23 protein-coding genes are annotated in these 24,103 nt (G+C 60.9%); 15 read left to right on the forward strand and 8 right to left on the reverse strand.

The genetic code is table 11. From position 1 onward, the window contains the following. Nucleotides 1–24: 24 nt before the first annotated feature. The 3 genes from Q5Y75_RS09270 to murJ are packed head-to-tail and all read left to right on the forward strand — an operon-like array spanning nt 25 to nt 5,523. Nucleotides 25–1,197 carry a penicillin-binding protein activator gene (locus tag Q5Y75_RS09270; RefSeq protein ID WP_306196576.1) on the forward strand — a complete coding sequence of 391 codons (1,173 nt, stop codon included), beginning with the start codon at nt 25–27 and terminating at the stop codon, nt 1,195–1,197. After that, nucleotides 1,157–3,985, forward strand: coding sequence for a [protein-PII] uridylyltransferase (locus tag Q5Y75_RS09275; protein ID WP_306196578.1), 2,829 nt, complete (start codon nt 1,157–1,159; stop codon nt 3,983–3,985). Before Q5Y75_RS09270 ends, Q5Y75_RS09275 begins: the two co-directional genes overlap by 41 nt. Next, nucleotides 3,982–5,523, forward strand: a complete 1,542-nt coding sequence (gene murJ, locus Q5Y75_RS09280; RefSeq protein ID WP_306196580.1) for a murein biosynthesis integral membrane protein MurJ — start codon at nt 3,982–3,984, stop codon at nt 5,521–5,523. The genes Q5Y75_RS09275 and murJ overlap by 4 nt, the downstream gene beginning before the upstream one ends. Nucleotides 5,524–5,527: 4 nt before the next feature. Here the strand turns inward: murJ and Q5Y75_RS09285 are convergent, their stop codons facing one another. Next, nucleotides 5,528–6,214 (reverse strand): rhomboid family intramembrane serine protease, encoded by a 687-nt coding sequence (locus Q5Y75_RS09285; protein ID WP_306196581.1) that lies wholly within the window; start codon nt 6,212–6,214, stop codon nt 5,528–5,530. An 87-nt stretch (nt 6,215–6,301) separates the two neighbouring features. Here Q5Y75_RS09285 and trpS point away from each other — a divergent pair, with 87 nt between their 5' ends. After that, nucleotides 6,302–7,330, forward strand: coding sequence for a tryptophan--tRNA ligase (gene trpS, locus Q5Y75_RS09290; RefSeq protein ID WP_306196584.1), 1,029 nt, complete (start codon nt 6,302–6,304; stop codon nt 7,328–7,330). A gap of 43 nt (nt 7,331–7,373) precedes the next feature. On the opposite strand, the gene Q5Y75_RS09295 is transcribed toward trpS, so the two are convergent. Continuing rightward, entirely contained in the window at nt 7,374–8,423 is a 1,050-nt protein-coding gene (locus Q5Y75_RS09295) for a Glu/Leu/Phe/Val family dehydrogenase (RefSeq protein ID WP_306196586.1), read from the reverse strand. A gap of 126 nt (nt 8,424–8,549) precedes the next feature. Here Q5Y75_RS09295 and Q5Y75_RS09300 point away from each other — a divergent pair, with 126 nt between their 5' ends. From Q5Y75_RS09300 to Q5Y75_RS09345, 10 genes are all read left to right on the forward strand, one after another. Then, nucleotides 8,550–9,008: an Lrp/AsnC family transcriptional regulator gene (locus Q5Y75_RS09300; protein ID WP_306196589.1), complete on the forward strand. Its 459-nt coding sequence runs from the start codon at nt 8,550–8,552 to the stop codon at nt 9,006–9,008. A 72-nt stretch (nt 9,009–9,080) separates the two neighbouring features. Next, nucleotides 9,081–9,944, forward strand: a complete 864-nt coding sequence (locus Q5Y75_RS09305; protein WP_306196590.1) for a branched-chain amino acid aminotransferase — start codon at nt 9,081–9,083, stop codon at nt 9,942–9,944. A gap of 80 nt (nt 9,945–10,024) precedes the next feature. Beyond that, nucleotides 10,025–10,480: a universal stress protein gene (locus tag Q5Y75_RS09310; protein ID WP_306196591.1), complete on the forward strand. Its 456-nt coding sequence runs from the start codon at nt 10,025–10,027 to the stop codon at nt 10,478–10,480. A 133-nt stretch (nt 10,481–10,613) separates the two neighbouring features. Continuing rightward, nucleotides 10,614–11,177, forward strand: a complete 564-nt coding sequence (locus Q5Y75_RS09315) for a NifU family protein (RefSeq protein ID WP_306196593.1) — start codon at nt 10,614–10,616, stop codon at nt 11,175–11,177. Then, complete coding sequence (locus Q5Y75_RS09320) at nt 11,167–11,613, forward strand: GFA family protein (protein ID WP_306196595.1); 447 nt, start codon at nt 11,167–11,169, stop codon at nt 11,611–11,613. The genes Q5Y75_RS09315 and Q5Y75_RS09320 overlap by 11 nt, the downstream gene beginning before the upstream one ends. Continuing rightward, nucleotides 11,610–12,182 carry a tRNA (adenosine(37)-N6)-threonylcarbamoyltransferase complex dimerization subunit type 1 TsaB gene (gene tsaB / locus Q5Y75_RS09325; RefSeq protein WP_306196596.1) on the forward strand — a complete coding sequence of 191 codons (573 nt, stop codon included), beginning with the start codon at nt 11,610–11,612 and terminating at the stop codon, nt 12,180–12,182. The genes Q5Y75_RS09320 and tsaB overlap by 4 nt, the downstream gene beginning before the upstream one ends. Further along, nucleotides 12,179–12,592: a GNAT family N-acetyltransferase gene (locus Q5Y75_RS09330; protein WP_306196597.1), complete on the forward strand. Its 414-nt coding sequence runs from the start codon at nt 12,179–12,181 to the stop codon at nt 12,590–12,592. The genes tsaB and Q5Y75_RS09330 overlap by 4 nt, the downstream gene beginning before the upstream one ends. Nucleotides 12,593–12,747: 155 nt before the next feature. After that, nucleotides 12,748–13,743, forward strand: a complete 996-nt coding sequence (locus tag Q5Y75_RS09335; protein ID WP_306196598.1) for a BMP family lipoprotein — start codon at nt 12,748–12,750, stop codon at nt 13,741–13,743. A 267-nt stretch (nt 13,744–14,010) separates the two neighbouring features. Next, complete coding sequence (locus Q5Y75_RS09340) at nt 14,011–14,934, forward strand: sulfite exporter TauE/SafE family protein (RefSeq protein WP_306196600.1); 924 nt, start codon at nt 14,011–14,013, stop codon at nt 14,932–14,934. A 2-nt stretch (nt 14,935–14,936) separates the two neighbouring features. Beyond that, a complete protein-coding gene (locus Q5Y75_RS09345) occupies nt 14,937–15,704 on the forward strand; it encodes a TIGR02186 family protein (protein ID WP_306196601.1) in 768 nt (255 codons plus the stop codon). 9 nt (nt 15,705–15,713) lie between these two features. On the opposite strand, the gene Q5Y75_RS09350 is transcribed toward Q5Y75_RS09345, so the two are convergent. The 6 genes from Q5Y75_RS09350 to Q5Y75_RS09375 form a co-directional block, all read right to left on the reverse strand. Continuing rightward, a complete protein-coding gene (locus Q5Y75_RS09350) occupies nt 15,714–17,246 on the reverse strand; it encodes an ATP-dependent DNA helicase (RefSeq protein ID WP_306196602.1) in 1,533 nt (510 codons plus the stop codon). Between the two features lie 62 nt (nt 17,247–17,308). Further along, nucleotides 17,309–17,947, reverse strand: coding sequence for an acyl-homoserine-lactone synthase (locus Q5Y75_RS09355; RefSeq protein ID WP_306196605.1), 639 nt, complete (start codon nt 17,945–17,947; stop codon nt 17,309–17,311). Nucleotides 17,948–18,053: 106 nt separating this feature from the next. Continuing rightward, nucleotides 18,054–18,773, reverse strand: coding sequence for a helix-turn-helix transcriptional regulator (locus Q5Y75_RS09360; protein ID WP_306196607.1), 720 nt, complete (start codon nt 18,771–18,773; stop codon nt 18,054–18,056). Continuing rightward, nucleotides 18,721–18,930, reverse strand: a complete 210-nt coding sequence (locus Q5Y75_RS09365; protein WP_306196609.1) for a hypothetical protein — start codon at nt 18,928–18,930, stop codon at nt 18,721–18,723. The genes Q5Y75_RS09360 and Q5Y75_RS09365 overlap by 53 nt, the downstream gene beginning before the upstream one ends. 214 nt (nt 18,931–19,144) lie before the next feature. Then, the gene (ccrA, locus tag Q5Y75_RS09370) at nt 19,145–20,431 is read right to left on the reverse strand and encodes a crotonyl-CoA carboxylase/reductase (protein ID WP_306196612.1); all 1,287 of its coding nucleotides are present in this window, start codon (nt 20,429–20,431) and stop codon (nt 19,145–19,147) included. 106 nt (nt 20,432–20,537) lie between these two features. Next, entirely contained in the window at nt 20,538–21,947 is a 1,410-nt protein-coding gene (locus Q5Y75_RS09375; RefSeq protein WP_306196615.1) for a 1-acyl-sn-glycerol-3-phosphate acyltransferase, read from the reverse strand. Nucleotides 21,948–22,095: 148 nt separating this feature from the next. On the opposite strand from Q5Y75_RS09375, the gene Q5Y75_RS09380 reads away from it, so the two are divergent. Beyond that, complete coding sequence (locus Q5Y75_RS09380; protein ID WP_306196617.1) at nt 22,096–24,060, forward strand: ethylmalonyl-CoA mutase; 1,965 nt, start codon at nt 22,096–22,098, stop codon at nt 24,058–24,060. Nucleotides 24,061–24,103 lie beyond the last annotated feature (43 nt).

Raw genomic sequence — 24,103 nt, forward strand, 5'->3', positions numbered from 1 at the left:
CAGGATCAGGGAGTTTTCATTTAGATGTTTGCGTTTTTCAAGCCCACCCGCAAATTTACCAAAACGGCGCTTGCGCTGACCGCCGCCGGGTTCCTGGCCGCGTGCGACCTGCCCGCGACGAGCGGAGGCCCCAGCATCAACACCTCGAAACCGGTGCCGGTGGCGCTGCTGGTGCCCAAGGGGTCGGGCCGTTCGGGTGATGCCTCAATGGCGCAGAGCCTTGAGAATGCCGCGCGTCTGGCGATGGCGGATTTGCAGAACGTGCAGATCGACCTGCGGGTCTATGACACGGCGGGCAGTGCGGCGACGGCATCAGCTGTGGCCCAACAGGCCGTTGATGACGGTGCCAAGATCATCATTGGTCCAGTCTATTCGCAAGCAGTGAACGCTGCCGGGCTTTCGGTTCTAAACAAGAACATCAACGTTCTGTCCTTTTCGAACAACACCAATATCGCAGGCGGCAACGTCTTTGTGCTGGGCTCCACCTTCGAGAACTCGGCCAACAGGCTGACCAGCTATGCAGCCCGTCAGGGCAAAGGCCGGATGGTTGTGGTCTACAGCAATGACGAGGGCGGCCAGCTCGGCAAGGCTGCTATCGAGAACGGCATTCGCAACAGTGGCGCGACGCTGGCCGGTTCGGTGCCTTATGAGCGGTCGCAGCAAGGTGTGATCAACGCGGTTCCGCAAGTAAAAGCGGCGGTGGACAGTGCAGGCGATGCCTCGGTGTTTCTGACCTCAACCACGGCGGGCGCGTTGCCGCTCTTTACGCAGCTTCTGCCCGAAGCGGGTGTGTCCAACGCCACCACGCAGTTCATCGGTCTGACCCGCTGGGACATTCCTGCGCAGACGCTTGCGCTGCCCGGCGTTCAGGGCGGCTGGTTCGCTCTGCCTGATCCGAGCAAAAGCCAGAACTACCGCGCGCGCTATCAATCCACCTATGGCAGCGCCCCGCACCCGATCAGCGGATTGGCTTATGACGGCATTGCCGCCATCGGAGCCCTGGTCGGATCGGGCAAGTCCAATGCCCTGACCGGCGCGGCGTTGACACAAGGGGCTGGTTTCCAGGGCGTCGGCGGTATATTCCGCCTGTTGCCGAATGGCACGAACCAACGGGGATTGGCAGTGGCCACGATCCAGAACAAACAGGTGGTTGTGATTGACCCTGCTCCACAAACATTCTCCGGTGCCGGATTCTGACCCGGAGCAGATCCAGCGCATAACCCCAGAACTGGCGGGCGATCTGATTTGTCCGCCGGATCAAATCTTCGATCCCGACCAGATCATGGGCCAGATCGAGGCGCTTGCCGCTGAAGGAGCAGACAATGCCGCTTTGCGCAGCGCAGTGGTGGCGATCCTGCGCGACACCCAGAAAGCCGGGCGCAACGCCATCGCCACGGCTTTTGCGGAGAAACCCTTTGCTGCGCGGCCACTGACCCGCTCCTACACCTATCTGACCGATGGCATGGTGCGCACCGCGCTTTACGTGGCCAGCGAAATCCTGCACCCGCTGGCGAATCCGACCCGGTCCGAACGCATCGCCGTGGTGGCCGTCGGCGGCTATGGCCGCGGCGAGATGGCACCTTTTTCCGATGTCGATCTGCTGTTTCTGACGCCCTACAAGATCACCGCCTGGGCCGAGAGCGTGATCGAATCCATGCTCTATATCCTGTGGGATCTGCGGCTGAAGGTCGGGCATTCCTCGCGCACGATCCGGGATTGCGTACGCATGAGCCAGGAGGATCAGACGATCCGCACCGCCATGCTGGAGCAGCGTTTTCTCGCCGGGCATGCGCCGCTGGCCGAGGACCTGGTCCAGACGCTGAAAGCCGAAATGTCCGACCGGAGCGGGCGCGAATTTGTCGAGGCCAAGCTGGAAGAGCGCGAAAAGCGCCACCGCAAGCAGGGCCAGCGCTATATGGTCGAGCCCAATGTCAAAGAGGGCAAAGGCGGGCTGCGCGACCTGCAATCGCTCTACTGGATCGCCAAGTATATCTATGGCGTGCAGGATGTGGCCGAACTGGTTCCGTTGGGTCTGTTCACCCCGGAGGAGTTCAGCACCTTTGTTCAGGCCGAGGATTTCCTCTGGGCGGTGAGGTCACATCTGCATCTGGTTACCGGACGCGCCACCGAACAATTGGCCTTCGATCTGCAGGTCGATGTGGCCGATCGCATGGGCTATGAAGACCGTGCCGGGCGGCGGGCGGTCGAGGTGTTCATGCAGCGTTACTTCCGCGAAGCGACCGCCGTGGGTGAGTTGACCCGTATCTTCCTGACCAAACTGGAAGCCGCTCACAAGAAAAGCGGCCCGCTGCTGGAGCGGATTTTCAGCCGCAAGCGCCGGGTAAAGGCGGGCTACAAAGTGGTCCATAACCGGTTGGATATCGAGGACCCCGAGGCCTTTCTGGCCGACAAGGTGAACCTGCTGCGCCTGTTCGAAGAAGGTCTGCGCACCGGGATGCTGATCCACCCTGATGCGATGCGGCTGGTCACCGCCAATCTGAACCTGATCGACGATGACATGCGCAACAACCGCGAGGCGCGACGCATCTTCCTTGATCTGTTGCTAAAACACGGCAACCCCGAACGCGCCTTGCGCCGGATGAACGAGTTGGGCGTATTGTCTGCCTTCATCCCCGAGTTCGAACCCATTGTCGCGATGATGCAGTTCAACATGTATCACAGCTATACGGTGGACGAGCATATCATACAGTGCATCATCAACCTCGCTCAGATCGAACGCGGCGAGCTGATCGAATCGCTGCCGCTGGCCTCGGGCATCCTTGAGGCGGGGATCAATCGCAAGGTCATCTATGTGGCGCTGCTCTTGCACGATATCGGCAAGGGGCGCGAGCAGGATCATTCGATCCTCGGGGCGCAGATCGCCCGCAAGGTCGCGCCGCGCCTGGGTTTGAGCAAAGCCGATTGCGAGACGGTGGAATGGCTGGTGCGCTATCATCTGCTGATGTCGGATATGGCGCAGAAGCGCGATATCTCGGACCCGCGCACTGTGCGCGATTTCGCCAAGGCCGTTGGAACGGTCAAGCGGCTGGACCTGCTGACGGTGCTGACGGTCTGCGATATTCGCGGCGTTGGTCCCAACACTTGGAACAACTGGAAAGCCACGCTGCTGCGCGCGCTGCATGCGGAAACCAAGCGTGCTCTGGAAACCGGGATGGAAGACCTCAACCGGGCCAACCGCGGGGCTTGTGCCAAGAAGGCGCTGCGCACCGCTCTGGAAAGCTGGTCGAAAGCCGATCTCAAGACGGAGACCGGGCGGCATTATGATCCCTATTGGCAGGGTCTCAACCTGTCGGCCCATATCGAATTCGCCGAGATGCTGCGCGCGCTTGAGGAAAGCGGCGATGCGGGCGCGGTAGAGATACGGCTCGACCCGGATGAGGACCGCGATGCCACCCGTGCCTGTTTTGCTATGGCCGATCATCCCGGCATCTTTGCCCGTGTCGCGGGCGCGCTGGCGCTGGTTGGCGCGAACGTGGTGGATGCCCGCAGCTACACCACCAAGGACGGTTATGTCACGGACGCATTCTGGATACAGGATGCCGAAGGTCATCCCTATGAGGCCGCGCGTCTGCCCCGCCTGACACAGATGATCCACAAGACCCTGAGGGGCGAAGTGGATGCCAGCGACGCGTTCAAATCACGCGACAAGATCAAGAAACGCGAAGAGGCGTTCAACGTCCCGACCCATATCACCTTCGACAATGACGGCTCGGAAATCTACACGATCATCGAGGTTGATACCCGTGACCGCCCCGGCCTGCTCTATGATCTGGCCCGCGCGCTGGCGGCCTCGAATGTCTATGTCGCCAATGCGGTCATCGCGACCTATGGCGCGCAGGTTGTCGACACCTTCTATGTGAAGGACATGTTCGGGCTGAAATACTATTCCGAAGGCAAGCAGCGTTCGCTGGAAAACCGGTTGCGCAAGGCCATTTCCGATGGTGCGGAGCGCGCCGATTCATGAAGCAGATCAGGCTGCTCTCGGGGTTCTTCACCGTTGGTTTCTGGACTCTGGCCAGCCGCATCCTCGGCTTTGTCCGAGAGATCCTGATCACCGCCTATATCGGGCCCGGACCGGTGATGGATGCCTTTGTCGCCGCGTTCCGCCTGCCCAACATGTTTCGCCGTTTTTTTGCCGAAGGCGCGTTCAACGCGGCCTTTGTGCCGATGTTTTCCAAACGCCTCGAAGGGGGTGAGGACGCGCGCGGCTTCGCCAATCAGGCCTTCAACCTGCTCGGTCTGGCGGTGCTGGCGCTGGTGGGGCTTGGCATGGTCTTTATGCCCGCTCTGGTCTGGGCGACCGCCGGAGGCTTTGCCGGGGATGCGCGGTTTGATCTGGCGGTTGGCTATGGTCATGTGGTCTTTCCCTATATCCTGTTCATGGCGCTGGCGGCGCTGTTTTCCGGCGTGTTGAACGCCACCGGGCGATTTGCCGCTGCTGCTGCCGCGCCGGTCCTGCTGAATATTCTAGCCTGCAGCGCCATGCTGATCGGCGCGCTGAGCGGTGGTGAGGTCATCACCTGGCTGATCTGGGTGATCCCGGTCGCAGGCGTGGCGCAACTGGCGCTGGTCTGGGGCGCAACCGAGCGGGCGGGTATCCGCATCCGGCCCGGACTGCCCCGGCTGACGCCCGAGATGCGCCATATGGTGGCTGTTGCCGTTCCCGCAGCGCTGGCGATGGGCGTCACCCAGATCAATCTGGTGGTCGGACAGCTGGTCGCCTCACAAACCGAAAGCGCGGTCAGCTGGCTGTTTGCCGCAGACCGGCTTTATCAATTGCCGCTGGGCGTGGTGGGCATCGCCGTTGGCGTGGTGCTGCTGCCGGACCTGTCGCGCAAGCTGCGCGCGGGCGATGAAACCGGCGCGCGCAACGCCTATTCCCGCGCCGGTGAGTTCACACTGATGCTGTCGCTGCCTGCTGCGGTGGCCCTGGTCACTGTGCCGCTGCCACTGATCTCGGTTCTCTTCGAACGTGGCGCGACCGGGGCCGAAGACAGCGCCGCCATGGCGCTGGCGGTGGCGATCTATGGTCTGGGCCTGCCCGCCTTCGTTCTACAGAAGTTGCTGCAACCGCTGTATTTCGCCCGCGAGGATACCAAGACTCCGTTTCGCTATGCGGCGGTGGCCATGGTGGTGAATGCAGTGCTTGCTTTTGGCCTTTATCCAATTGTCGGATGGATTGCCCCTGCCATCGCGGCTTCGATCGCGGGCTGGTCGATGGTCGCGCTTCTCGCGTTGGGATCGTTGCGCATGGGCGCGGTGGCGCAGCCCGATGACCGGTTTCGCGCACGGGCCAGGCGGATCGCACTGGCATCGGCGCTGATGGGCGTGGCACTCTACGTCGTCAACCAGATCTTTGGCTGGGCCTTTCAGGTGCCCGGATGGCGCTACCCTGCGCTGCTGGCATTGGTGCTGTTTGGCGGCCTTTCCTATTACCTGGCCGGGCACATTCTGGGCGCCTTCCGCCTTGGCGAATTGCGGCAGATGATGCGGCGCGGCTGACTGCTCAATCGTGGCGGATGCGATCGCGAATCCGTGCCCAGCCGCCCGGCGCCAGAAAGAAGGACAGGCCAAAACCGGTGGCAAAACCCGCCAAATCGGCCACCCAATCCCGCGAGCCGCCAAACAACAACCCGAAGACAAGCTGCGCGCCCATCAGAAACGCAATCAGCGTGAAAGCCCGCGCCTGATTCTCGCCCACCAGCGACAGCTTGCGCCAGAGCAGATAGGTGAACGCCCCGATCAGCCCATAGACCGGAGGGAAGCCGCCCACCAGCGGATAGGGCTCGTCCAGCAGCAGTGCATAAAGCAGCGCGCCGCCTATCCCGCTCAGCACGAAGATGAGCAGCATCGCGACTGCGCCAAAGGTCTCGGCCACCAGCTTGCCCATGGCCAGCACGAAGACACAGACAAAGATCGTCTGGGTGAAGGTCACGCTGACAAAGGGATAGGTCACAAACCGCATCAGATGCTCGAACGGCCAGCGCCCGGTTTCGGCCATCCAGTCGAAAATGTCGCCCGAAAACGCATATTTCTGGATCGCCGCCACCCGCCAGCCAACCGCCTCGGGCCCACCGATCAGCCCCTTGGAGCCTGCCATGAAAATGATCTCGATCCCCATCAGGATCAGAACCAGCGCCACCACCACAGGCGGCAGCGGGTTTACGGGCGGGGTGTATCCGGGGCTGCTCATCTCATTGTCCTTGTTGCGCCTGTTGACGTCATTGGACCCCATGGGTAAGCGACGAAAGCCGAATTTTCCAGACGGGAGTCGCTTTTCATGACCGAGACCACATTCACGCCGCGCGTGTTTTCCGGTGCGCAGCCTTCGGGCAACCTGCATCTTGGAAACTATCTGGGGGCGTTGCGGAACTGGGTGCGGATGCAGGGATCGGAGTTCGAGACCATCTATTGCATGGTCGACCTGCACGCGATCACCGTCTGGCAGGACCCGGCAGAGCTGCGCCATGCCACGCGCGAGTTGTGCGCGGGCTATATCGCCTCTGGCCTTGATCCAGAAAAATCGATCCTGATCAACCAGAGCCAGGTGCCAGAGCACGCGCAACTGGCCTGGATCTTCAATTGCATCGCCCGGATGGGCTGGATGCAGCGGATGACGCAGTTCAAGGACAAGGCGGGCAAAAACGCGCAGAACGCCTCGCTGGGGCTGTTTGCCTATCCGGCGCTGATGGCGGCAGATATTCTGGTCTATCACGCCACCCATGTGCCGGTGGGTGAGGATCAGAAGCAGCATCTGGAACTGACCCGCGACATCGCGATCAAGTTCAACCACGATTATGGCGTCGATTTCTTTCCGGTCACCGAACCGGTGATCGAAGGCGCCGCCACGCGGGTGATGAGCCTGCGCGACGGGTCTAAGAAAATGTCGAAATCCGACCCCTCGGATGCCAGCCGCATCAACATGACCGATGATGCCGATACCATTGCCAAGAAGATCCGCAAGGCAAAGACCGATCCCGATGCCCTGCCGTCTGAGGCGAAAGGGCTGGAGGGCCGCCCCGAAGCGCGCAATCTGATCGATATCTATGCGGCGCTGAGCGATCAGAGCGTCGTTCAGGTCCTGGCCGAGGTTGGTGGCAAGCAGTTCGGAGAATTCAAGCCGATGCTGGCGGATCTGGCGGTGGCCAAACTGGCCCCGATTGCGGCCGAGATGGCGCGGCTGATGAATGACCAGACCGAGATCGACCGTATTCTGACCCGCGGCTCAGAACGCGCGCGGGCAATCACCGCTCCGATCCTGCGCCAGACCTACGATATCATCGGGATGGTACCGCCGGCGTCCCTCTGACCCCTTGAGTCCTCCCCAAGCCTGAGAATGCAGGCTTGGGCCCTCAGGCCGCATCCCGCTGCAACACCTCCGCGACAATCGCCTCGGCGACGTGGTGCGGGCTCACGTCGCGAGCCTTGGCAGCGTGCAGGATGCGCTCCATCGTGGCGTCGAGCGCGACGAGCTTGTCGGCAACCCACGCCTCGCGCGCGTCAATGCGCAGGATCTCGGTCGCGACATTGATGATGCCACCGCCATTCGCCACGAAGTCCGGCGCATAGAGGATACCGCGCCGATGCAGCCGGTGACCATCTTCTGACGTGGCAAGCTGATTGTTCGCCCCGCCCGCAACGGCCTTGACCCGCAGCCGGTCGATCCGATCCGCATCCAGTATGCCGCCTATCGCACAGGGTGCGAAGATATCGGCGTCGACATCGAATATCGCATCGCGCGCCACAACTCTTGCATCGAATTCGGCCTCGGCCCGCGCGGTGCGCGCGGGATCGATATCGCTCACCACCAGCCGCGCGCCCTGCTCTTGCAGGAACGCACACAGGTTCCAGCCAACATTGCCAAGCCCCTGCACGCTTACGGTCCGGCCTGACAGATCATCTGATCCCAGCCGGTGCCGAGCCACCGCCCGGATCGCATTGAAAATGCCGCGCGCCGTGATCGGAGAGGGATCGCCGCTGGCATGGCTGCCCTGTTCAAGCCCGGCCACACATCCGGTCTCGCTTGCAATCTCGGCCATGTCGCTTGGCGTCATGCCCATATCCTCGGCTGTCCAATAGCGCCCATCAAGACACGCGACCCCGCGGCCAAAGGCCCGCAAAAGGCCAGGCGTCTTGTCCCGCGCCGGATCACCCATGATCACCGCCTTGCCACCCCCCAGCGGCAGCCCGGCAGCAGCGTTTTTCAGGGTCATGCCCTGCGACAGGCGCAGCGCATCTTCGAGCGCGTCTTCCATACTGTCGTAAGGCCGCATGCGCACCCCGCCCGCCGCCGGGCCAAGCTGCGTCGAGTGTATGGCAATCAGGCCCAATAGGCCGCTTTCGGCATCTTCAATACGCCAGACGCCCTCATGCCCGGGCGCGTCGATCTGGGTCAGAACCATCTCTCTCCTCCGTCTTCAGTGGGATTTTCCCACGGGGCGCACAGAAAATCTCGCTAATTTTGTCTATCTGGCGCCTCTGTATTGGAGTTATCCTCCAATAAAGTCCGAAATATTGGAGCAAATCTGATGGATGCGATTGATCATCGAATCGTTTACCACCTGCAACGGGATGGGCGGATGACCGTGACCGATCTGGCGGAGGCTGTGGGGCTTTCCCCCACACCCTGCGCGCGGCGGGTGGAGCGGTTGCAGAAGCAGGGCGTCATCACCGGTTACGGCGCGCGGGTTGATCCCGGAAAGCTGGGTCTGGGCGTGTCGATCTTTGTGTCGGTGGAACTGGCCCGGCAGGACAAGGCCGCGATCGATGCGTTCGAGCGGGCGATCACAAGCTGCGACGAGGTCATGGAATGTTACCTGATGACCGGGTCGCGCGACATTCTGCTGCGCGTCGTGGCCGCCGATCTGGCCGCCTTCGACCGATTTCTGGAAAACCAGCTGATGCAGATCCCCGGCATCCGCAACCTGCGATCCAACTTCGCGCTCAGAACCATCATGAAGCGCAATGAACTACCGACCCTTACATGAGCCGATGGGGCGAAACGACTCTGGACGCGTACGGCAATCCTGCCTAGGTTTCGTCCGTTCACGGAGGACGCAATGGCGACGGGCAAGAATATTCGCACCTATTTCGACGGCCAGTGGCATGAGGGCGACGTGCCGATCATGCGGGCGGCAGATCACGGGGCGTGGCTGGGCACGAATGTATTTGACGGGGCACGGCATGTAAACGGGTTGAGCCCCGACCTTGACGCCCATTGCGCACGGGTCAACCGTTCCGCCGAGGCGATGATGCTGGTGCCCACCGTCTCGACCGAAGAGATGGTGGCGATTGTCGAAGACGGGCTCAAAGCATATGCCCCGGAAACGGCGGTCTACATCCGCCCCATGTATTGGGGTATCGACGGCGACCAAACGGCGATTGTGCCGACCCCGGACAAGACCGGCTTTGCCATCTGCCTAGAGGAAATCCCCCTGGCCCCGCCAAGTGCCGCCGCGACGCTGACCACCACACGCTTTCGGCGCCCGGTTCTGGAATCGTCGGTGGTGAACGCCAAGGCTGGCGCACTTTACCCCAATAATGCGAGGATGCTGCGCGAGGCCCGACAGAAAGGGTTCTCGAACGCGCTGGTCGCGGATGCGATGGGCAATGTGGCCGAAACAGCGACGGCCAATATATTCATGGTCCGGGATGGCGAGGTGTTCACACCCGTTCCCAACGGCACTTTTCTGGCCGGGATCACGCGGGCGCGCCACATCGCCAACCTGCGCGCAGATGGCGTAACGGTGCATGAGGCAGTGTTATCCTTCGAGGATTTCCATGGCGCTGATGAGGTCTTCATGTCAGGCAACATGAACAAGGTTACCCCGGTCACCGCGCTGGATGAGACCAGCTATCAGGTCGGCCCGGTTGCGCGGCGGGTCCGCGACCTTTATTGGGACTGGGCGGCGTCGAGCAGGTAACCCTTTGGGACACTTGCAAAACCACCGGTTGCCAGTCCCAATTTGCTGGGGCATGATCCACAAAGAAAGGAGCCATCCTCATGCGGAAGTTTCTGGTCGTCCTCGATGACAGCCGCGAATGCCTGAACGCCATGCGCTTCGCGGCCATGCGCGCGGCCCATACGGGCGGCGGCGTTGCGATCCTGTCGGTGATCCCGCCGGATGAATTCAACCACTGGATTGGTGTGGGCGAGGTGATGCGGGAAGAGGCGCGCGAGCGCATCCATGCCCATTACGAAGTGTTCGCCAAATGGATGCGCGACAAGCAATCCGTTGAACCCGAACTGGTGATCCGCGAAGGTGAAGCCGTACCCGAGATCATCGCCCAGGTGAGCGAAGACCCCGAAATCGGGGTGCTGGTGCTGGGGGCCGGGACCGACAAGAAAGGCCCTGGGCCACTGGTCACGCAAATGAGCCGCTCGTCCGGGTCGCTGCCCATCCCGATCACCATCGTGCCCGGTGACCTGAGCAAGGAAAAGCTGGAAGCGATCACCTGAGGCCACCTCAGCCGGGCTAAGCGGTACAACATCCGCCCTTGACCTCGCCACCGCTCGATTTAGAATTGTTCTAAACCTTGACTTGCGGCCTGCCCGGCCGCATATCTGCTGCTCTGATCATGGAGACCCGGAAATGTTCATCCAGACCGAATCGACCCCGAACCCCGCAACGCTGAAGTTCCTGCCGGGACAGAGCGTCCTGGATATGGGCACCGCCGACTTCCCCTCGGCCGATACGGCTGAAAAATCGCCGCTGGCGAGCCGCATCTTTGCGGTGGACGGCGTGACCGGGGTGTTTCTGGGCAATGACTTCGTGACCGTCACCAAGGCCGACGGCGTCGATTGGGATCACATCAAACCCGCCATTCTTGGCGCGGTGATGGAGCATTTCCAATCCGGGCAACCCGCCATCAACGAGGGTGGCGCGGCCAATTCGGGCCATGCCGAGCATACCGGCGAGGATGGCGAGGTGGTCAATCAGATCAAGGAATTGCTCGACAGTCGGGTCCGCCCTGCGGTGGCACAGGATGGCGGTGATATCACCTTTCATGGCTTTGATCGCGGCGTCGTCTATCTGCATATGCAAGGTGCCTGCGCCGGGTGCCCGTCCTCGACCCTGACGCTGAAAATGGGCATCGAGAACTTGCTGCGCCACTATATCCCTGAAGTGACCGAGGTGCGCCCGGTTGCCGTCTGATCCGGGTGCCGTCCCGGTCGTGACCGGGCGGTGTTATTGCGGCGCGACACAGCTGTCATCGCTCACCCCGCCCCTGACGGTGGCCTATTGCCATTGCGCTGATTGCCGCCGCTGGACCGGCGCGCCCGTCGGTGCCTTTGCAGCCTTCAACCGCGCCGATCTGATCACCGAGCCCGCGTTGGGTGAGGGAACCTCGCATCATCCGGCTGTGCGGCGCTGGAATTGCGATCATTGCGGCTCGCCCCTGGCCGCGACCTTCGACTATCTGCCCGGTCAGATCTATGTGCCGATCGGTCTGTTGGATCAGGCTGACACGCTGCCGCCGCAGATACATTGTCATGCCAACAAGGGAATGCCCTGGCTGCACATAGCTGACGATCTTGAGCGCGCCGCGGGGTCTGGCCGGGACGCCCTGAACAGCGCTAGCGGCACATGACCCTGATCCTAGGCTTTGATACGTCCGGCCCCTATTGCGCGGCGGCCCTGCTGCGCGACGGTGAAGTGGTGGCCCTACGCCACGAAGCCATGAGGAAAGGGCAGGCTGAGCGTCTTATGCCCTTGCTGGAGGAGGTTCTGAACGAGGCCGGGATCACCTGGCGCGATCTTGACGCTATCGGTGTCGGCACCGGCCCCGGCAATTTCACCGGCATCCGCATTGCCGTGTCCGCCGCGCGCGGTCTGGCGCTGGGCCTGGATATTCCGGCGGTGGGGGTGGACGGTTTTGACGCCCGCGCGTTTTCTTCCCCGCCCGCCCATAGGGTCGCCATCCCCGCACCCCGCGACCAGCTTTATCTGCTCATTGAGACAGGTATTGAGCTGCGTTCCCGGTCCGAAGTCGACGGGCCGGTGCATGCCGAGGTTGATCCGGCGGATTTGGTATACGCCATTGCCCGGATTACCGCAAACCGTCGCGCCGAGACAACAACGCCCCCTGCCCCGGTCTATGCACGCCCTGCGGATGCGGCCCCGGCCAGCGATCCGCCACCGCGTATTCTGGACCCATGACACCGGCGCAAATGGCAGAAACCCATGCCGCCGCCTTCACCGAGGCGCGGCCATGGTCCGCGGATGAGTTCGAGGCCCTGCTGTCGAACCGGTTCACGCATCAGACAGGCGACCGACGCTGCTTTGCCGTTTACACGTTGATCACCGAGCAGGTTGAGTTGCTCACCATCGCCACCCATCCCGACTTCCAGAGACAGGGGTTGGCAAAGCAATGCATGGAGCTCTGGCACTCCAAGGCCGCCGCACAGGGCGCAGAGCACGCGTTTCTGGATGTGGCCGAAGACAATGCTGCCGCCATCGCGCTCTATCGGAGTTGCGGCTACGTAACTTGCGGGTTTCGGCGGGGATATTACCTGCGCGAGGCGGGCGTACGGGTTGACGCAATCGCAATGGAGCGTGCCTTGCCGTGAAGGAAAGCACGCGTCGAACCACCCATCACTGCAAAAAGCGGTTGACCCCCGGCATCCGGCACGGCCTTAATTGCCAGCGTTATAGACACTTGATCGACAACCGGGGCTCTGGGGATGACCCGCGCCCTCAACCAAAATAACAACGGGAGTATCCAATGACCCTCATAAAATCCCTGATGGGAGCGGCAGCTGCAGTTGCCTTGACCGCAGGTCTCGCTTCGGCGGAACCGGCGCTGATCTTCGATCTGGGCGGCAAGTTCGATAAGTCGTTCAACGAAGCCGCCTATAATGGCGCCGAGCGCTGGTCCGAGGAAAGCGGCGGCAAATACCTTGAAATAGAGTTGCAATCCGAAGCCCAGCGTGAACAGGCGCTACGCCGCTTTGCCGAGGCAGGCGCAAACCCCGTTATCACGACGGGCTTTGCCATGAGCGCACCGCTGGCCGAAGTGGCTCCGGATTATCCGGAAACCAAATTCGTGACCATTGACGGCTGGGTCGATCAGCCCAACGTGCTGAACATCGGCTTTACCGAGCATGAAGGGTCTTATCTGGTCGGTATGATGGCCGCGCAGGCCTCGGAATCGGGCACGGTGGGCTTCATCGGCGGCATGGATGTGCCCCTGATCCGCAAATTCGCCTGTGGCTATGCCCAGGGCGTAAAAGCGGCCAATCCGGATGCAACCGTGATCGCCAACATGACCGGTACAACGCCCTCAGCCTGGAACGACCCGGTGAAGGGATCGGAACTGACCAAGGCGCAGATCAGCCAGGGCGCCGATGTTGTCTATGCCGCGGCGGGCGGTACCGGCGTGGGTGTTCTGCAGACGGCGGCGGATGAAGGGATCCTTTCGATCGGCGTGGACAGCAACCAGAACCACCTGCATCCGGGCAAGGTTCTGACCTCGATGCTGAAACGCGTGGATGTCGCGGTCTATAACGTCATGCAGGCGGGTGAAAACATGGAGCCGGGTGTATTGGTGTTGGATCTGTCCGCTGATGGTGTGGGCTATGCCATGGACGACAACAATGCCGAACTGGTCAATGCGGACATGCAATCCTCGGTCGAGGATGCCAAGGCCAAGATCATCGCCGGCGAAATCCAGGTCCATGACTATACCAGCGACGACAGCTGCCCGGTTCTGAATTTCTGAACCACAATACTCTCCAGGCAAACGGGTATTGACCCGTTTGCCTGACGGCCCGAATACGCGCTGCGACAAGGCCAGTTTCAAGTGATCGATAAGCCCACAATCGCGATCACACACCCGTGACAGGCAGATCTGGGGCGCAATTCACCTTATTACCGGCGCTTTTCCCGCTGGCGGTCACTCCACATACAAAACTTAATGATCACCGGTCTGTGCTGCAGAGCAGCATAAACGGTTGATTTTCTGACGCCGCCTGAATTAACAGTGCACATGCAAATTTACCTTCCCATCGCTGAAGTTTCGGTCAACGCCTTCCTGCTACTGGGTCTGGGGGGGCTCGTTGGGGTCCTGTCCGGCATGTTCGGGGTCGGTGGTGGCTTTCTGATGACGCCGCTGCTGTTTTTCATCGGCATCCCCCCTGCTGTTGCCGTTGCGACTGAAGCCAACCAGATCGTTGCATCGTCGTTTTCCGGCGTGTTGGCCCATTTCAGGCGGCGAACGGTCGATTTCAAGATGGGAGGCGTGCTACTTGTCGGAGGTCTGACCGGTGCGGCCCTCGGCGTGGTGGTATTCAACTACCTCAAGAGCCTCGGGCAGGTCGATCTGCTGGTCAAGCTTTGTTACGTGGTCTTTCTGGGCGTGGTCGGCGGGCTGATGTTCATCGAAAGCCTGAACGCGATCCGCAAATCCCGCAGGGCGGATGGCGCTGCCCCGCCGAAGCGCCGCCAGCGCGGCTGGGTCCACGCTTTGCCCTTCAAGATGCGGTTTCGCACCTCCGGCCTCTATATCTCCGCCCTTCCGCCTCTGATCGTTGGGGTGTTTGTCGGTATCCTGTCGGCCATCATGGGGGTCGGCGGCGGCTTCATTATGGTGCCTGCGATGATCTATATTCTGGGGATGCCCACCAAGGTGGTGGTCGGCACCTCGCTTTTTCAGATCATCTTCGTCACCGCCTTCACGACGATGCTGCACGCCACCACCAACTTCACCGTTGACGTGGTGCTGGCCGTGCTGCTGCTGGTGGGCGGTGTGATCGGGGCGCAGGTCGGAACGCAGATCGGCACCAAGCTGAAGGCCGAACAATTGCGGGTTTTGCTTGCGATGATGGTTCTGGCCGTCTGCGGCAAACTGGCGCTGGACCTGCTCCTGCAACCGGCTGAGCTGTTCTCGCTGGGCACGGAGGGGGGACACTGATCATGTGGCGCACTCTCATTGCCCTGCTGTTTTTCGCCGCGCATCCCGCGCTGGCTATGGAAGAAGAAATCGTGCTGGGGCTGAGCCAGGATCGGGTCGCCATCACATCGACCTTTGATGGGTCCGACATTCTGGTCTTTGGCGCGGTCAAACGTGAGGCCCCCATCCCCGATGCAGAGCCGCTGGAAGTCGTGATCACGGTCTCTGGCCCGTCTGAACCGGTGATGGTGCGACGCAAAGAAGAGAAATTTGGCATCTGGGTCAATGTGGACAGCGTACTGGTCGATTCTGCACCCAGCTTCTATGCCGTTGCCACCAGCGCGCCGTTCAACGAAGCCATCAGCCATACGGAGGATCTTCGCTATAAGGTCTCGGTCCCGCAGGCGATCCGGTCGGTGGGCGCGGATATGAATGTGCAGAACGCACAAGAGTTTGCCGAAGCCGTGATCCGAATCCGTGAAGCGGACGGGCTTTATTCCTTGCGTGAGGACACGGTCGCGGTGGACCAGCAGACCTTGTTTCGCACCTCAATCTCGATGCCTGCCAACCTGATCGAAGGCGACTACAAGACGCGCATCTTTCTGACCCGTGGCGGCAAGGTGGTGTCGCAAATCGTCACCGATATTGATGTGCGGAAGGTCGGATTGGAACGTTTCCTGTTCAACCTGTCACGACAGCAACCGGCAATCTATGGCCTGATGTCGCTGGCGATCGCGATCTTCGCCGGTTGGGGCGCCTCTGCCGCCTTTACCGTCTTGCGCAACCGCTGATCGACGACCTCACCCCTCCTGCCCTTCCAGCGTCAGAGCCGCAGCCGGGATTTGACGCAGATCATCGACGCGCAGCGGATGGGTGGGCTTTGACAGCCGGTTGCGCACCACCCAGATCAGCCGATCCTGCGCCCGGGTGATGGCCACATAGGCCAGACGTTTCCACAGGGGCTGACCGGCCTCGACACGCCCCATCCGGGCCGCAGTGTAGATGTCAGGCCCAAAGACCTGCACCGTGTTCCATTGCGAGCCCTGCGCCTTGTGGATCGTGACCGCCGCGCCATGCAAAAAGGTCGCCCCCATGCGCGCGGCAAAGGGGATGAAGGGTTCTTCCTCGTCAGGTTTTTCGATCTTCACGATCGAAGCGGCGCTCACCTGCGGCTCTTCGGCCCCGATAACGTGCAGCTTTGAAAACCCCGGTTTCCGCCCCGGCCCCAGATAGATAACCTGCGCGCCCTTGATCAGCCCCCGCGCTTCGAGATCCAGTCGTTTCTTGCGATGCTTGAGGGGCAATTCGATCCCGTCGCAGATCAGCGGCTCACCCTCCAGCAGCGCTTCTTCCGGGGCACCATGGACCGTGCGGAACGCATTGATCAGGCGGATGCGCGTGGCGTTGCGCCAGACCAGTACCGGGCTGCGGGCCATCAAGCCCACTTCGACCCGTGCGCCCCAGACCACTCGATCATCGCGCCGGGCCGTGTCCTGGATCATGTCCTCGAAGTCCTGGAAGCCCAAGGTGGGATCAGCCAGCGCATGGGCCAGGTCCAGGATCGGGTTATCGGCTTCTTGCCGGTGAACACGCTGCAGGTTCAGCTTGCGCGGCTCCGGCAGCCCGTCAAACACCATCGAGCCCGACTGATTCACCGGTGCAAGCTGCGCCGGATCACCAAACAGCAGCAGAGTCGGAAAAATCTCCTTGAGGTCGTCGAACTGCCGGTCATCCAGCATCGAGGCCTCATCAACAAAACCGATATCCAGCGGCTCATCCCGGCGCTTCCAGCCAGTGATAAAATCCGAGCCACGCAGGCCCGCCGCGGCCAGCGCGCCGGGAATGGACTTGTTGCGCTCATAAAACGCGGCGGCACGGTCCAGCGCCTCGTCGCTCAGCCCCTCGATCTCGGGGCGCTCGCCATTGCCCGCCAGCCACTCAGCGATGCGCTCATATTCCGGGTCATAGACCGGGGTATAGAGAATGCGGTGAATGGTTGTCGCGGGCACACCACGCAGGCGCAGCACGCTTGCAGCCTTGTTGGTCGGCGCCAGGATTGCCAGGGTGCGGCGCTCACGCGCCTTACGGCTTTCGAAATCGCCCGACACGACATGAACACCGGCCGCCTCCAGCGCCTTGTAGAGTTCGGCGAGCAGGAGGGTTTTCCCCGACCCGGCCTTGCCCACCACGGCCATGACGCCCGAGCTTTCCGCGCCCGACGACAAGCGAAGCGTTTCTTCATCAAGATCGACGCCCGCGTGGCGCAACATCTCTGCCACGCTGTCAAAGGCGACGGCCTGATCGTCGGAAAATGTAACTTCGGCACTGCTCATGCCGCGACCCTATCGCCGCGCCCAGCAGATCACCAGACGCGGCAGGCAGCTTTGCTGCGATGTCAGGCAGTTTGTGCGAACCGGTGCTGGCCTGTCGAGCCGAAAGCGCGCGTGAACCAGAGCCGGGACAGGTCCAGCGGGATGTCGGCCCGTGTTGCCACCTTGTTGCGCGCCTCTTCGGTGAACTCCCACAACCCGACGGAAATCCGGTCGCGTCCTTCCCCCTCGGACCCGAGGATTTCCGGCGAAGATCCGATGGCTTTGTAGATGCGCACCATGCGTGCATCGAAGACACCAGCAAAATGCTTGATGCCAAAGCCGGTCATGATCTCTCCGCCCCCCAGCATCAGGGCGGCAGCCACCCGGCTATCAGCATCACGCGACAGGCAGAATCGCGTGCATTCCCAGATCAGCGGGCTGCAGATCGGTGCGCCACCGGTCAAATGGCCAAAAATATCGTTAACCATGACCGGGCCGGTTGTGGGCAGAAAACGCATGGACCCCCCATGGCCCCCTTCGGCATTTTCCCAGATGACATAAAGCGGATTGAGCGCATCGTACTGGTCCCGCTCCTCGCCGTTTTCATCAACCGAAACTTCCCAGCCGAGCCTTGTTTTGAATTGATCTGCCCGGTCTTGGAACATTGCGCGTGCCAGATCGCGATGTTGATGCAGCTGATCAGCATAAAGATAACGTAGCATTTGACTTCCCCTTGTCGTCCGAAATCTGGAACAAAGGGAGTACGTAAGAATGGTTAATATCTGGTCACCGAAGCGGGCGGCGCAATAAACTGCAGCAGGCTGCACGCTACATAACGATCAATCCCTGGCTCAACGCCTTTGCTATCGCATGGGTTGTATTGAGCGCCCCCAGCTTGAAGCGCGCGCTCTCGATATAGACCCGCAGTGTATGCTCGGAGATCGACAGAGAATGGGCAACCTGCGCGCGGCTATACCCCAAGGCCAAGAAGGTCAGTGCGTCCACCTCGCGCGGCGACAGGGCCCGCACCGGTTGCGGGCTGCGGTTTTCTTCGAAATCAAGTGCTTTGCGATTGAAGTAATGGGCAATCAGGATCAGGTCGTGGCCATAGGTTTCCTTGAACTCCGACCATTCTTCATCGCTGCAATTGTGGTTGGCCGTGAACAGGGCGAACTGCCCGCTCGGCCCCCGTACAGGGATCGAATACCCCTGGTTCCCGACGCCGTTTTTTAGCGCATCGGCCAAGAACACCCTGGCCGCTTTCCCGGACCAGTCGACAGCTTTCCAATCGACCGGGTGAAAACGCTGAAAGCAGCCGACAATGACCGGATCTACGCGCAGATACTCCTTGTCGATATAGCGTTGAATCCAATCCGCAGGATAGGTGCCGCACCCGTATTGTTCCCCCGCGCTGTCCACCCAGTGATAGACGATGTGATCTATCTCCAGCGCATCACGCAGACCGATGGATACGGCCTGCAGCCCATCAAGCCCTTCAGTGGCGTCCAACTCCTCCAAAATGGGGCTCAAATCGGCTTTCCTGTACATCTACCCGTGTCTTAGGCTCGTCCTCAAGCTTGGCGATCTCGACGGCCGCAATCAGCTGGGTGTCCCCCAGATGCTCGGCAAGGGTCTCCAGCCCGTTTGCCGATGCGAACGTCTTGAGATCCGCCAGCACATCAAGGATCCAATCGTTTCTTGCCATTACACTCTCCCCTCAACCGTTAACGAAGTGTTAATTTCAACTATAGCATGTGTCGATTTTGTTAGGAAATTCGCTGCTTTCCACTCCCCAGAAATAGTGAGGGGAAGTTTTCTAAGTTATTGAAGTACATTTTCGCACCCGCTCCACAAAAAAAGTCAGCGAATCATCCGTGTGATTCGCTGACCTTTGTAGTGGCGATTGCCCTCGTGTCCGGTTAACGCCCGGCTTCCAGAACCTCTTCCAAGGTCCGCAGTCCGGTCTTGGGCGCTTGAACCAGAACCGACATGTTGCCAGGCTTGTGCTCGTTGCGCATCATCTTCATATGCGCCTCGGGCAGGTCGGCCCAAGTAAAGACCTCTGACATGCAGGGGTCAAGACGACGTTCCAGCATCAGCTTGTTGGCCGCTGCCGCCTGCTTGAGATGGGCGAAATGCGAGCCCTGCAGGCGTTTCTGGTGCATCCAGACATAGCGGACGTCAAAGGTCAGGTTGAAACCGGTGGTGCCGGCGCAGATCACGACCATGCCGCCCTTTTTGCAGACAAAGCTGGACACCGGGAAGGTCGCCTCGCCGGGATGTTCGAACACCATGTCGACATTGTTGCCCTTGCCGGTGATATCCCAGATCGCCTTGCCGAATTTGCGCGCCTCTTTGAACCAGGTCGCATATTCGGGGCTGCCAACCTTCGGCAGCTGGCCCCAGCAGTTGAAATCCTTACGGTTCAGCACGCCCTTGGCGCCCAAGCCCATCACAAAGTCGCGCTTGTCCTCGTCCGAGATCACGCCGATTGCATTTGCACCGGCAGTGTTGATCAGCTGGATCGCATAAGAGCCCAGACCACCCGACGCGCCCCAGACCAGAACGTTCTGGCCCGGCTTCAGGTCGTGAGGGTGGTGGCCAAACAGCATCCGATAGGCCGTGGCCAGCGTCAGCGTGTAACACGCCGCCTCTTCCCAGCTTAGGTGCTTGGGGCGGGGCATGAGCTGCTGCGCCTGCACGCGGGTGAACTGGGCAAAGGAGCCGTCGGGGGTTTCATAGCCCCAAATGCGCTGGCTGGGCGAGAACATCGGATCGCCGCCGTTGCATTCTTCGTCGTCGCCATCGTCCTGATTGCAATGGATGACCACCTCGTCGCCGACCTTCCAGTTCTTCACCCGGTCGCCCACGTCCCAGACGATACCGGAGGCATCGGACCCCGCTATGTGATAAGGCTCGCCATGGCCGTCAAAAGGGCTGATCGGCTGACCCAGCGCGGCCCAGACACCATTGTAGTTGACGCCCGCCGCCATAACCAGCACCAGCACGTCATGGCTGCCCAGTTCGGGCACGTCTACCACTTCCTGCTGCATGGCCGTATTGGGTTCGCCATGCCGCTCCTTGCGGATCGCCCAGGAATACATCTGCTTGGGGACATAGCCCATCGGAGGGATTTCCCCCATTTCATACAGGTCTTTTTCCGGCGCTTCGTAGGCCGCCGAGCCGTTGTTTGTGTCCAAAGCCATGCTGGCCTCCTTTGTTCGCCTTTGCCGCGATGCAGAATCGCGGGTTTAGCAAGGGATATGCACAGATACGCAACATTGCAACCAATTTTGGCCGGTATTTGTAATTTTATGACCTTGCGGATGCAGCATTTTCTTCTGCAGTTGCAGAATCAAGCGGACCCGCCTCCAGACGGTCCGCTACAGAACAGGCGTAATACGCCAGAAGATCGACACGATCACCTGACACACGATAACGCCCGCCATCGAATTTCAACATCCGACGATCCACCAATTGCTCCAGCGCGTCCTTTGCCTCGGTCGCGATATCTTCGTCCGGCAGAATAGCCGGCCCGCCCGCAAGAGCCGGGATGATGCGCCGGAATTCAGCCACCACATCCTCAAGGGTCATCTCGCCATGTTTTTGCATCAGCCATGCGGCGAGTGGCACCGGCAGCACCGGCACAAGTGAACCGATCCGGCGCGACAGGTCCCGGGCCAGCGGAATTGTCAGGTCACGATCCGACCTGGCCTTGAAACTGCCCAGCGAGACCGGCTCTCCGAAACTCACCGCCGCGAACCCAAAGCGGCGGAATCGACCCAGAATGCGCTGCCAGATCTGTTTCAGCACCCAGGCAAAGATAACTCCGATCCGCGCCCGAAAGCGCCGCTCATTGCGGCTGGCGGCAGCGGTCAGGATGGTATCTTCCAGCACCCGATCATAGTTGATCGCGACCGGCACAAAGACCACGTCTCGGCCACTCTCTTCTGCGGCGTCGATCATGTACTTCAAAAGACCAAGCTTGGGTGGGCCCATTCCGCCGGTCAGGCTCAACCCGCCTTCGGGAAAGATCGCCTGGGTCACGCCCGCCTCAGTCGCATGTCGTACATAACAGGACAGAACCTTGCGATAGAGGTCACTGCGCGATTTGCGCCGGATGAAATAGGCGCCCATGGCGCGGATCAGGCGGCTCAGCGGCCAGACCCGCGCCCACTCGCCCACCGCATAAGACAGCGCGGACTGATCCGCGGCCAGATAGGTCACCAGCACATAATCCATGTTGCTGCGGTGGTTCATCACAAAAACAACCGTCGTATCTTCCGGGATAGCGCGCAGCGCGTCAGCATCCGCATAGGACAACCGGACCCGGAACAGCGCGTTGCTGATCAGCCGCGCGGCGCGGATCGCAAAAGAAAAATAGGCGAAAGCCGAAAAGGACGGGACGATTTCGCGGGCATATTTCCGGGCGGTTTCCGATGCGACAGCCTCGGGGATGCCATGCTGATGCGCGTGGGCCTGTACCGCCCGCCCGACCTCGGGGTCGAAAATGATGCGTTGCATCATGTCGTGCCGCCGCATCAGCTTGAAAGGCTGGATCGGACGTGTCAGCTGCTGGTTCAGCCGCGCCACGGCCCGTTCAAGTCGGCGACGAAAGAACCACCTGACCGAGGGCAACATGACCTTGTCCAGAGCGGCCACAATGGCGAAGCCCAGAATCAGCAGCAACAGCCAGAGCGGCATCTCGATGGTTTCAGTCATGCCGCCAAACTGCCACCAAACGATATCCGCTACAATCTAACGATTTGCCGGGCTGCGCCGCAACGCAGCGAATTGACATTGACCGAAAATTGCGATCTACCCCAATCTCGTGAAACTTTATTGCCCTATCTGATCGCGAGGTCCCAAAATGACGCAGCCGCAGAAAGACCGCCCCTGGCTCATTCGCACCTATGCCGGTCATTCCACCGCCAAGGCCTCGAATGCGCTGTATCGCAGCAACCTGTCCAAAGGCCAGACGGGCCTTTCGGTCGCCTTCGACCTGCCGACACAAACCGGCTATGACAGCGACCATGTGCTGGCGCGCGGCGAGGTGGGCAAGGTTGGCGTCCCGGTTTGCCATCTGGGCGATATGCGCACGCTGTTCGATCAGATTCCACTGGAACAGATGAACACCTCGATGACGATCAACGCGACGGCGCCCTGGCTGCTGGCTCTTTATGTTGCCGTGGCCGAGGAACAGGGCGCAGATGTCTCAAAGCTGCAGGGCACGGTCCAAAACGATCTGATCAAGGAATATCTGAGCCGCGGCACCTATATCTGTCCGCCAAAACCGTCTCTGAAGATGATCGCCGACGTGGCCGAGTACTGTTACGAGAACGTGCCGAAATGGAACCCGATGAATGTGTGTTCCTATCATTTGCAAGAGGCCGGCGCGACGCCCGAGCAGGAACTGGCCTTTGCGTTGGCCACAGCGCAGGCGGTGCTGGACGAGTTGAAGCCGCGCGTTCCCGCCGAAGACTTTCCGGCTATGGTGGGTCGGATTTCCTTCTTCGTAAATGCCGGCATCCGCTTTGTCACCGAAATGTGCAAGATGCGGGCCTTTGTCGAACTGTGGGATGAAATTTGCGAAACGCGGTATGGGGTCGCCGACCCTAAATTCCGCCGCTTCCGTTATGGCGTGCAGGTGAATTCGCTGGGGCTGACCGAGCAGCAGCCGGAAAACAACGTTTACCGCATCCTGATCGAAATGCTGGCGGTGACGCTTTCGAAAAAGGCGCGCGCCCGTGCGGTGCAACTGCCTGCCTGGAACGAGGCTCTGGGCCTGCCGCGCCCCTGGGACCAGCAATGGTCGATGCGCATGCAGCAGATTCTGGCCTATGAGACCGATCTGTTGGAATATGGCGATCTTTTCGATGGCAACCCGGCGGTCGATGCCAAGGTTGCAGCGCTGAAGGACGGCGCGCGCGCCGAGTTGGACAATCTGGACGGCATGGGTGGCGCGGTTGCCTCGATCGAATACATGAAGTCCCGCCTGGTTGATGCCAATGCCGAGCGTCTGAACCGGATCGAGCGCAACGAGACAATCGTCATCGGCGTGAACAAATGGACCGAGGGCGAGCCCTCGCCTCTGGAAACCGAGGATGGCGGCATCATGACCGTTGATCCGGCTGTGGAACAGGAACAGATCGCTCGCCTTGACGAGTGGCGCGGTGGCCGCGACAGCAATGCGGTGAAAGAAGCCCTGGCCGCATTGCGCGAGACCGCGCGGTCCGGCGGCAATATCATGGGACCCTCCATCCGGGCCGCCAAGGCAGGGGTCACCACCGGGGAATGGGCCGAAGAAATGCGTCAGGCTTTTGGCACCTATCGCGGCCCTACCGGCGTCTCGCGCTCGGTCTCGAACAAGACGGAAGGGCTCGAAGACCTCCGCAGCGAGGTGGATGCGGTCAGCGACAAGCTGGGGCGCCGGCTCAAGTTTCTGGTCGGCAAGCCGGGCCTTGACGGCCATTCCAACGGCGCCGAGCAGATCGCCTTCCGCGCCCGCGACTGCGGCATGGATATCTCCTATGACGGCATTCGCATGACACCCGAGGAAATCGTTGCCGCCGCGATCGAGGACGATGCCCATGTGGTCGGCCTGTCGATACTGTCCGGCAGCCACCTGCCGCTGGTCGAAGAGGTTATGCAGCGGATGCGGGACGAAGGGCTGGGGCACATTCCGGTCGTGGTGGGTGGCATTATTCCCGACGAGGATGCTGAAAAACTCAAAGCTGTCGGTGTTGCCAAAATCTATACGCCGAAAGACTTCGAATTGAATTCGATTATGGCTGATATAGTCAGCTTAGCCGATCCAAATCAAATAGCGGCCTAGACTTTTTAGAATTTCCTTGAAAATGGCGCTGAACAACGTCATT

The organism is Ruegeria discodermiae (assembly GCF_030758345.1).
GTDB lineage: Bacteria > Pseudomonadota > Alphaproteobacteria > Rhodobacterales > Rhodobacteraceae > Ruegeria_C.

Coding starts and splice junctions, on each gene's coding strand:
- Q5Y75_RS09300 (WP_306196589.1), top strand. CDS start 8,550: ATGGATGCGATTGATCATCGAATCGTTTACCACCTGCAACGGGATGGG.
- Q5Y75_RS09310 (WP_306196591.1), top strand. CDS start 10,025: ATGCGGAAGTTTCTGGTCGTCCTCGATGACAGCCGCGAATGCCTGAAC.
- murJ (WP_306196580.1), top strand. CDS start 3,982: ATGAAGCAGATCAGGCTGCTCTCGGGGTTCTTCACCGTTGGTTTCTGG.
- ccrA (WP_306196612.1), bottom strand. CDS start 20,431: ATGGCTTTGGACACAAACAACGGCTCGGCGGCCTACGAAGCGCCGGAA.
- Q5Y75_RS09285 (WP_306196581.1), bottom strand. CDS start 6,214: ATGAGCAGCCCCGGATACACCCCGCCCGTAAACCCGCTGCCGCCTGTG.
- tsaB (WP_306196596.1), top strand. CDS start 11,610: ATGACCCTGATCCTAGGCTTTGATACGTCCGGCCCCTATTGCGCGGCG.
- Q5Y75_RS09305 (WP_306196590.1), top strand. CDS start 9,081: ATGGCGACGGGCAAGAATATTCGCACCTATTTCGACGGCCAGTGGCAT.
- Q5Y75_RS09355 (WP_306196605.1), bottom strand. CDS start 17,947: ATGCTACGTTATCTTTATGCTGATCAGCTGCATCAACATCGCGATCTG.
- Q5Y75_RS09315 (WP_306196593.1), top strand. CDS start 10,614: ATGTTCATCCAGACCGAATCGACCCCGAACCCCGCAACGCTGAAGTTC.
- trpS (WP_306196584.1), top strand. CDS start 6,302: ATGACCGAGACCACATTCACGCCGCGCGTGTTTTCCGGTGCGCAGCCT.
- Q5Y75_RS09270 (WP_306196576.1), top strand. CDS start 25: ATGTTTGCGTTTTTCAAGCCCACCCGCAAATTTACCAAAACGGCGCTT.
- Q5Y75_RS09345 (WP_306196601.1), top strand. CDS start 14,937: ATGTGGCGCACTCTCATTGCCCTGCTGTTTTTCGCCGCGCATCCCGCG.
- Q5Y75_RS09295 (WP_306196586.1), bottom strand. CDS start 8,423: ATGGTTCTGACCCAGATCGACGCGCCCGGGCATGAGGGCGTCTGGCGT.
- Q5Y75_RS09330 (WP_306196597.1), top strand. CDS start 12,179: ATGACACCGGCGCAAATGGCAGAAACCCATGCCGCCGCCTTCACCGAG.
- Q5Y75_RS09340 (WP_306196600.1), top strand. CDS start 14,011: ATGCAAATTTACCTTCCCATCGCTGAAGTTTCGGTCAACGCCTTCCTG.
- Q5Y75_RS09335 (WP_306196598.1), top strand. CDS start 12,748: ATGACCCTCATAAAATCCCTGATGGGAGCGGCAGCTGCAGTTGCCTTG.
- Q5Y75_RS09365 (WP_306196609.1), bottom strand. CDS start 18,930: ATGGCAAGAAACGATTGGATCCTTGATGTGCTGGCGGATCTCAAGACG.
- Q5Y75_RS09360 (WP_306196607.1), bottom strand. CDS start 18,773: ATGTACAGGAAAGCCGATTTGAGCCCCATTTTGGAGGAGTTGGACGCC.
- Q5Y75_RS09380 (WP_306196617.1), top strand. CDS start 22,096: ATGACGCAGCCGCAGAAAGACCGCCCCTGGCTCATTCGCACCTATGCC.
- Q5Y75_RS09375 (WP_306196615.1), bottom strand. CDS start 21,947: ATGACTGAAACCATCGAGATGCCGCTCTGGCTGTTGCTGCTGATTCTG.
- Q5Y75_RS09350 (WP_306196602.1), bottom strand. CDS start 17,246: ATGAGCAGTGCCGAAGTTACATTTTCCGACGATCAGGCCGTCGCCTTT.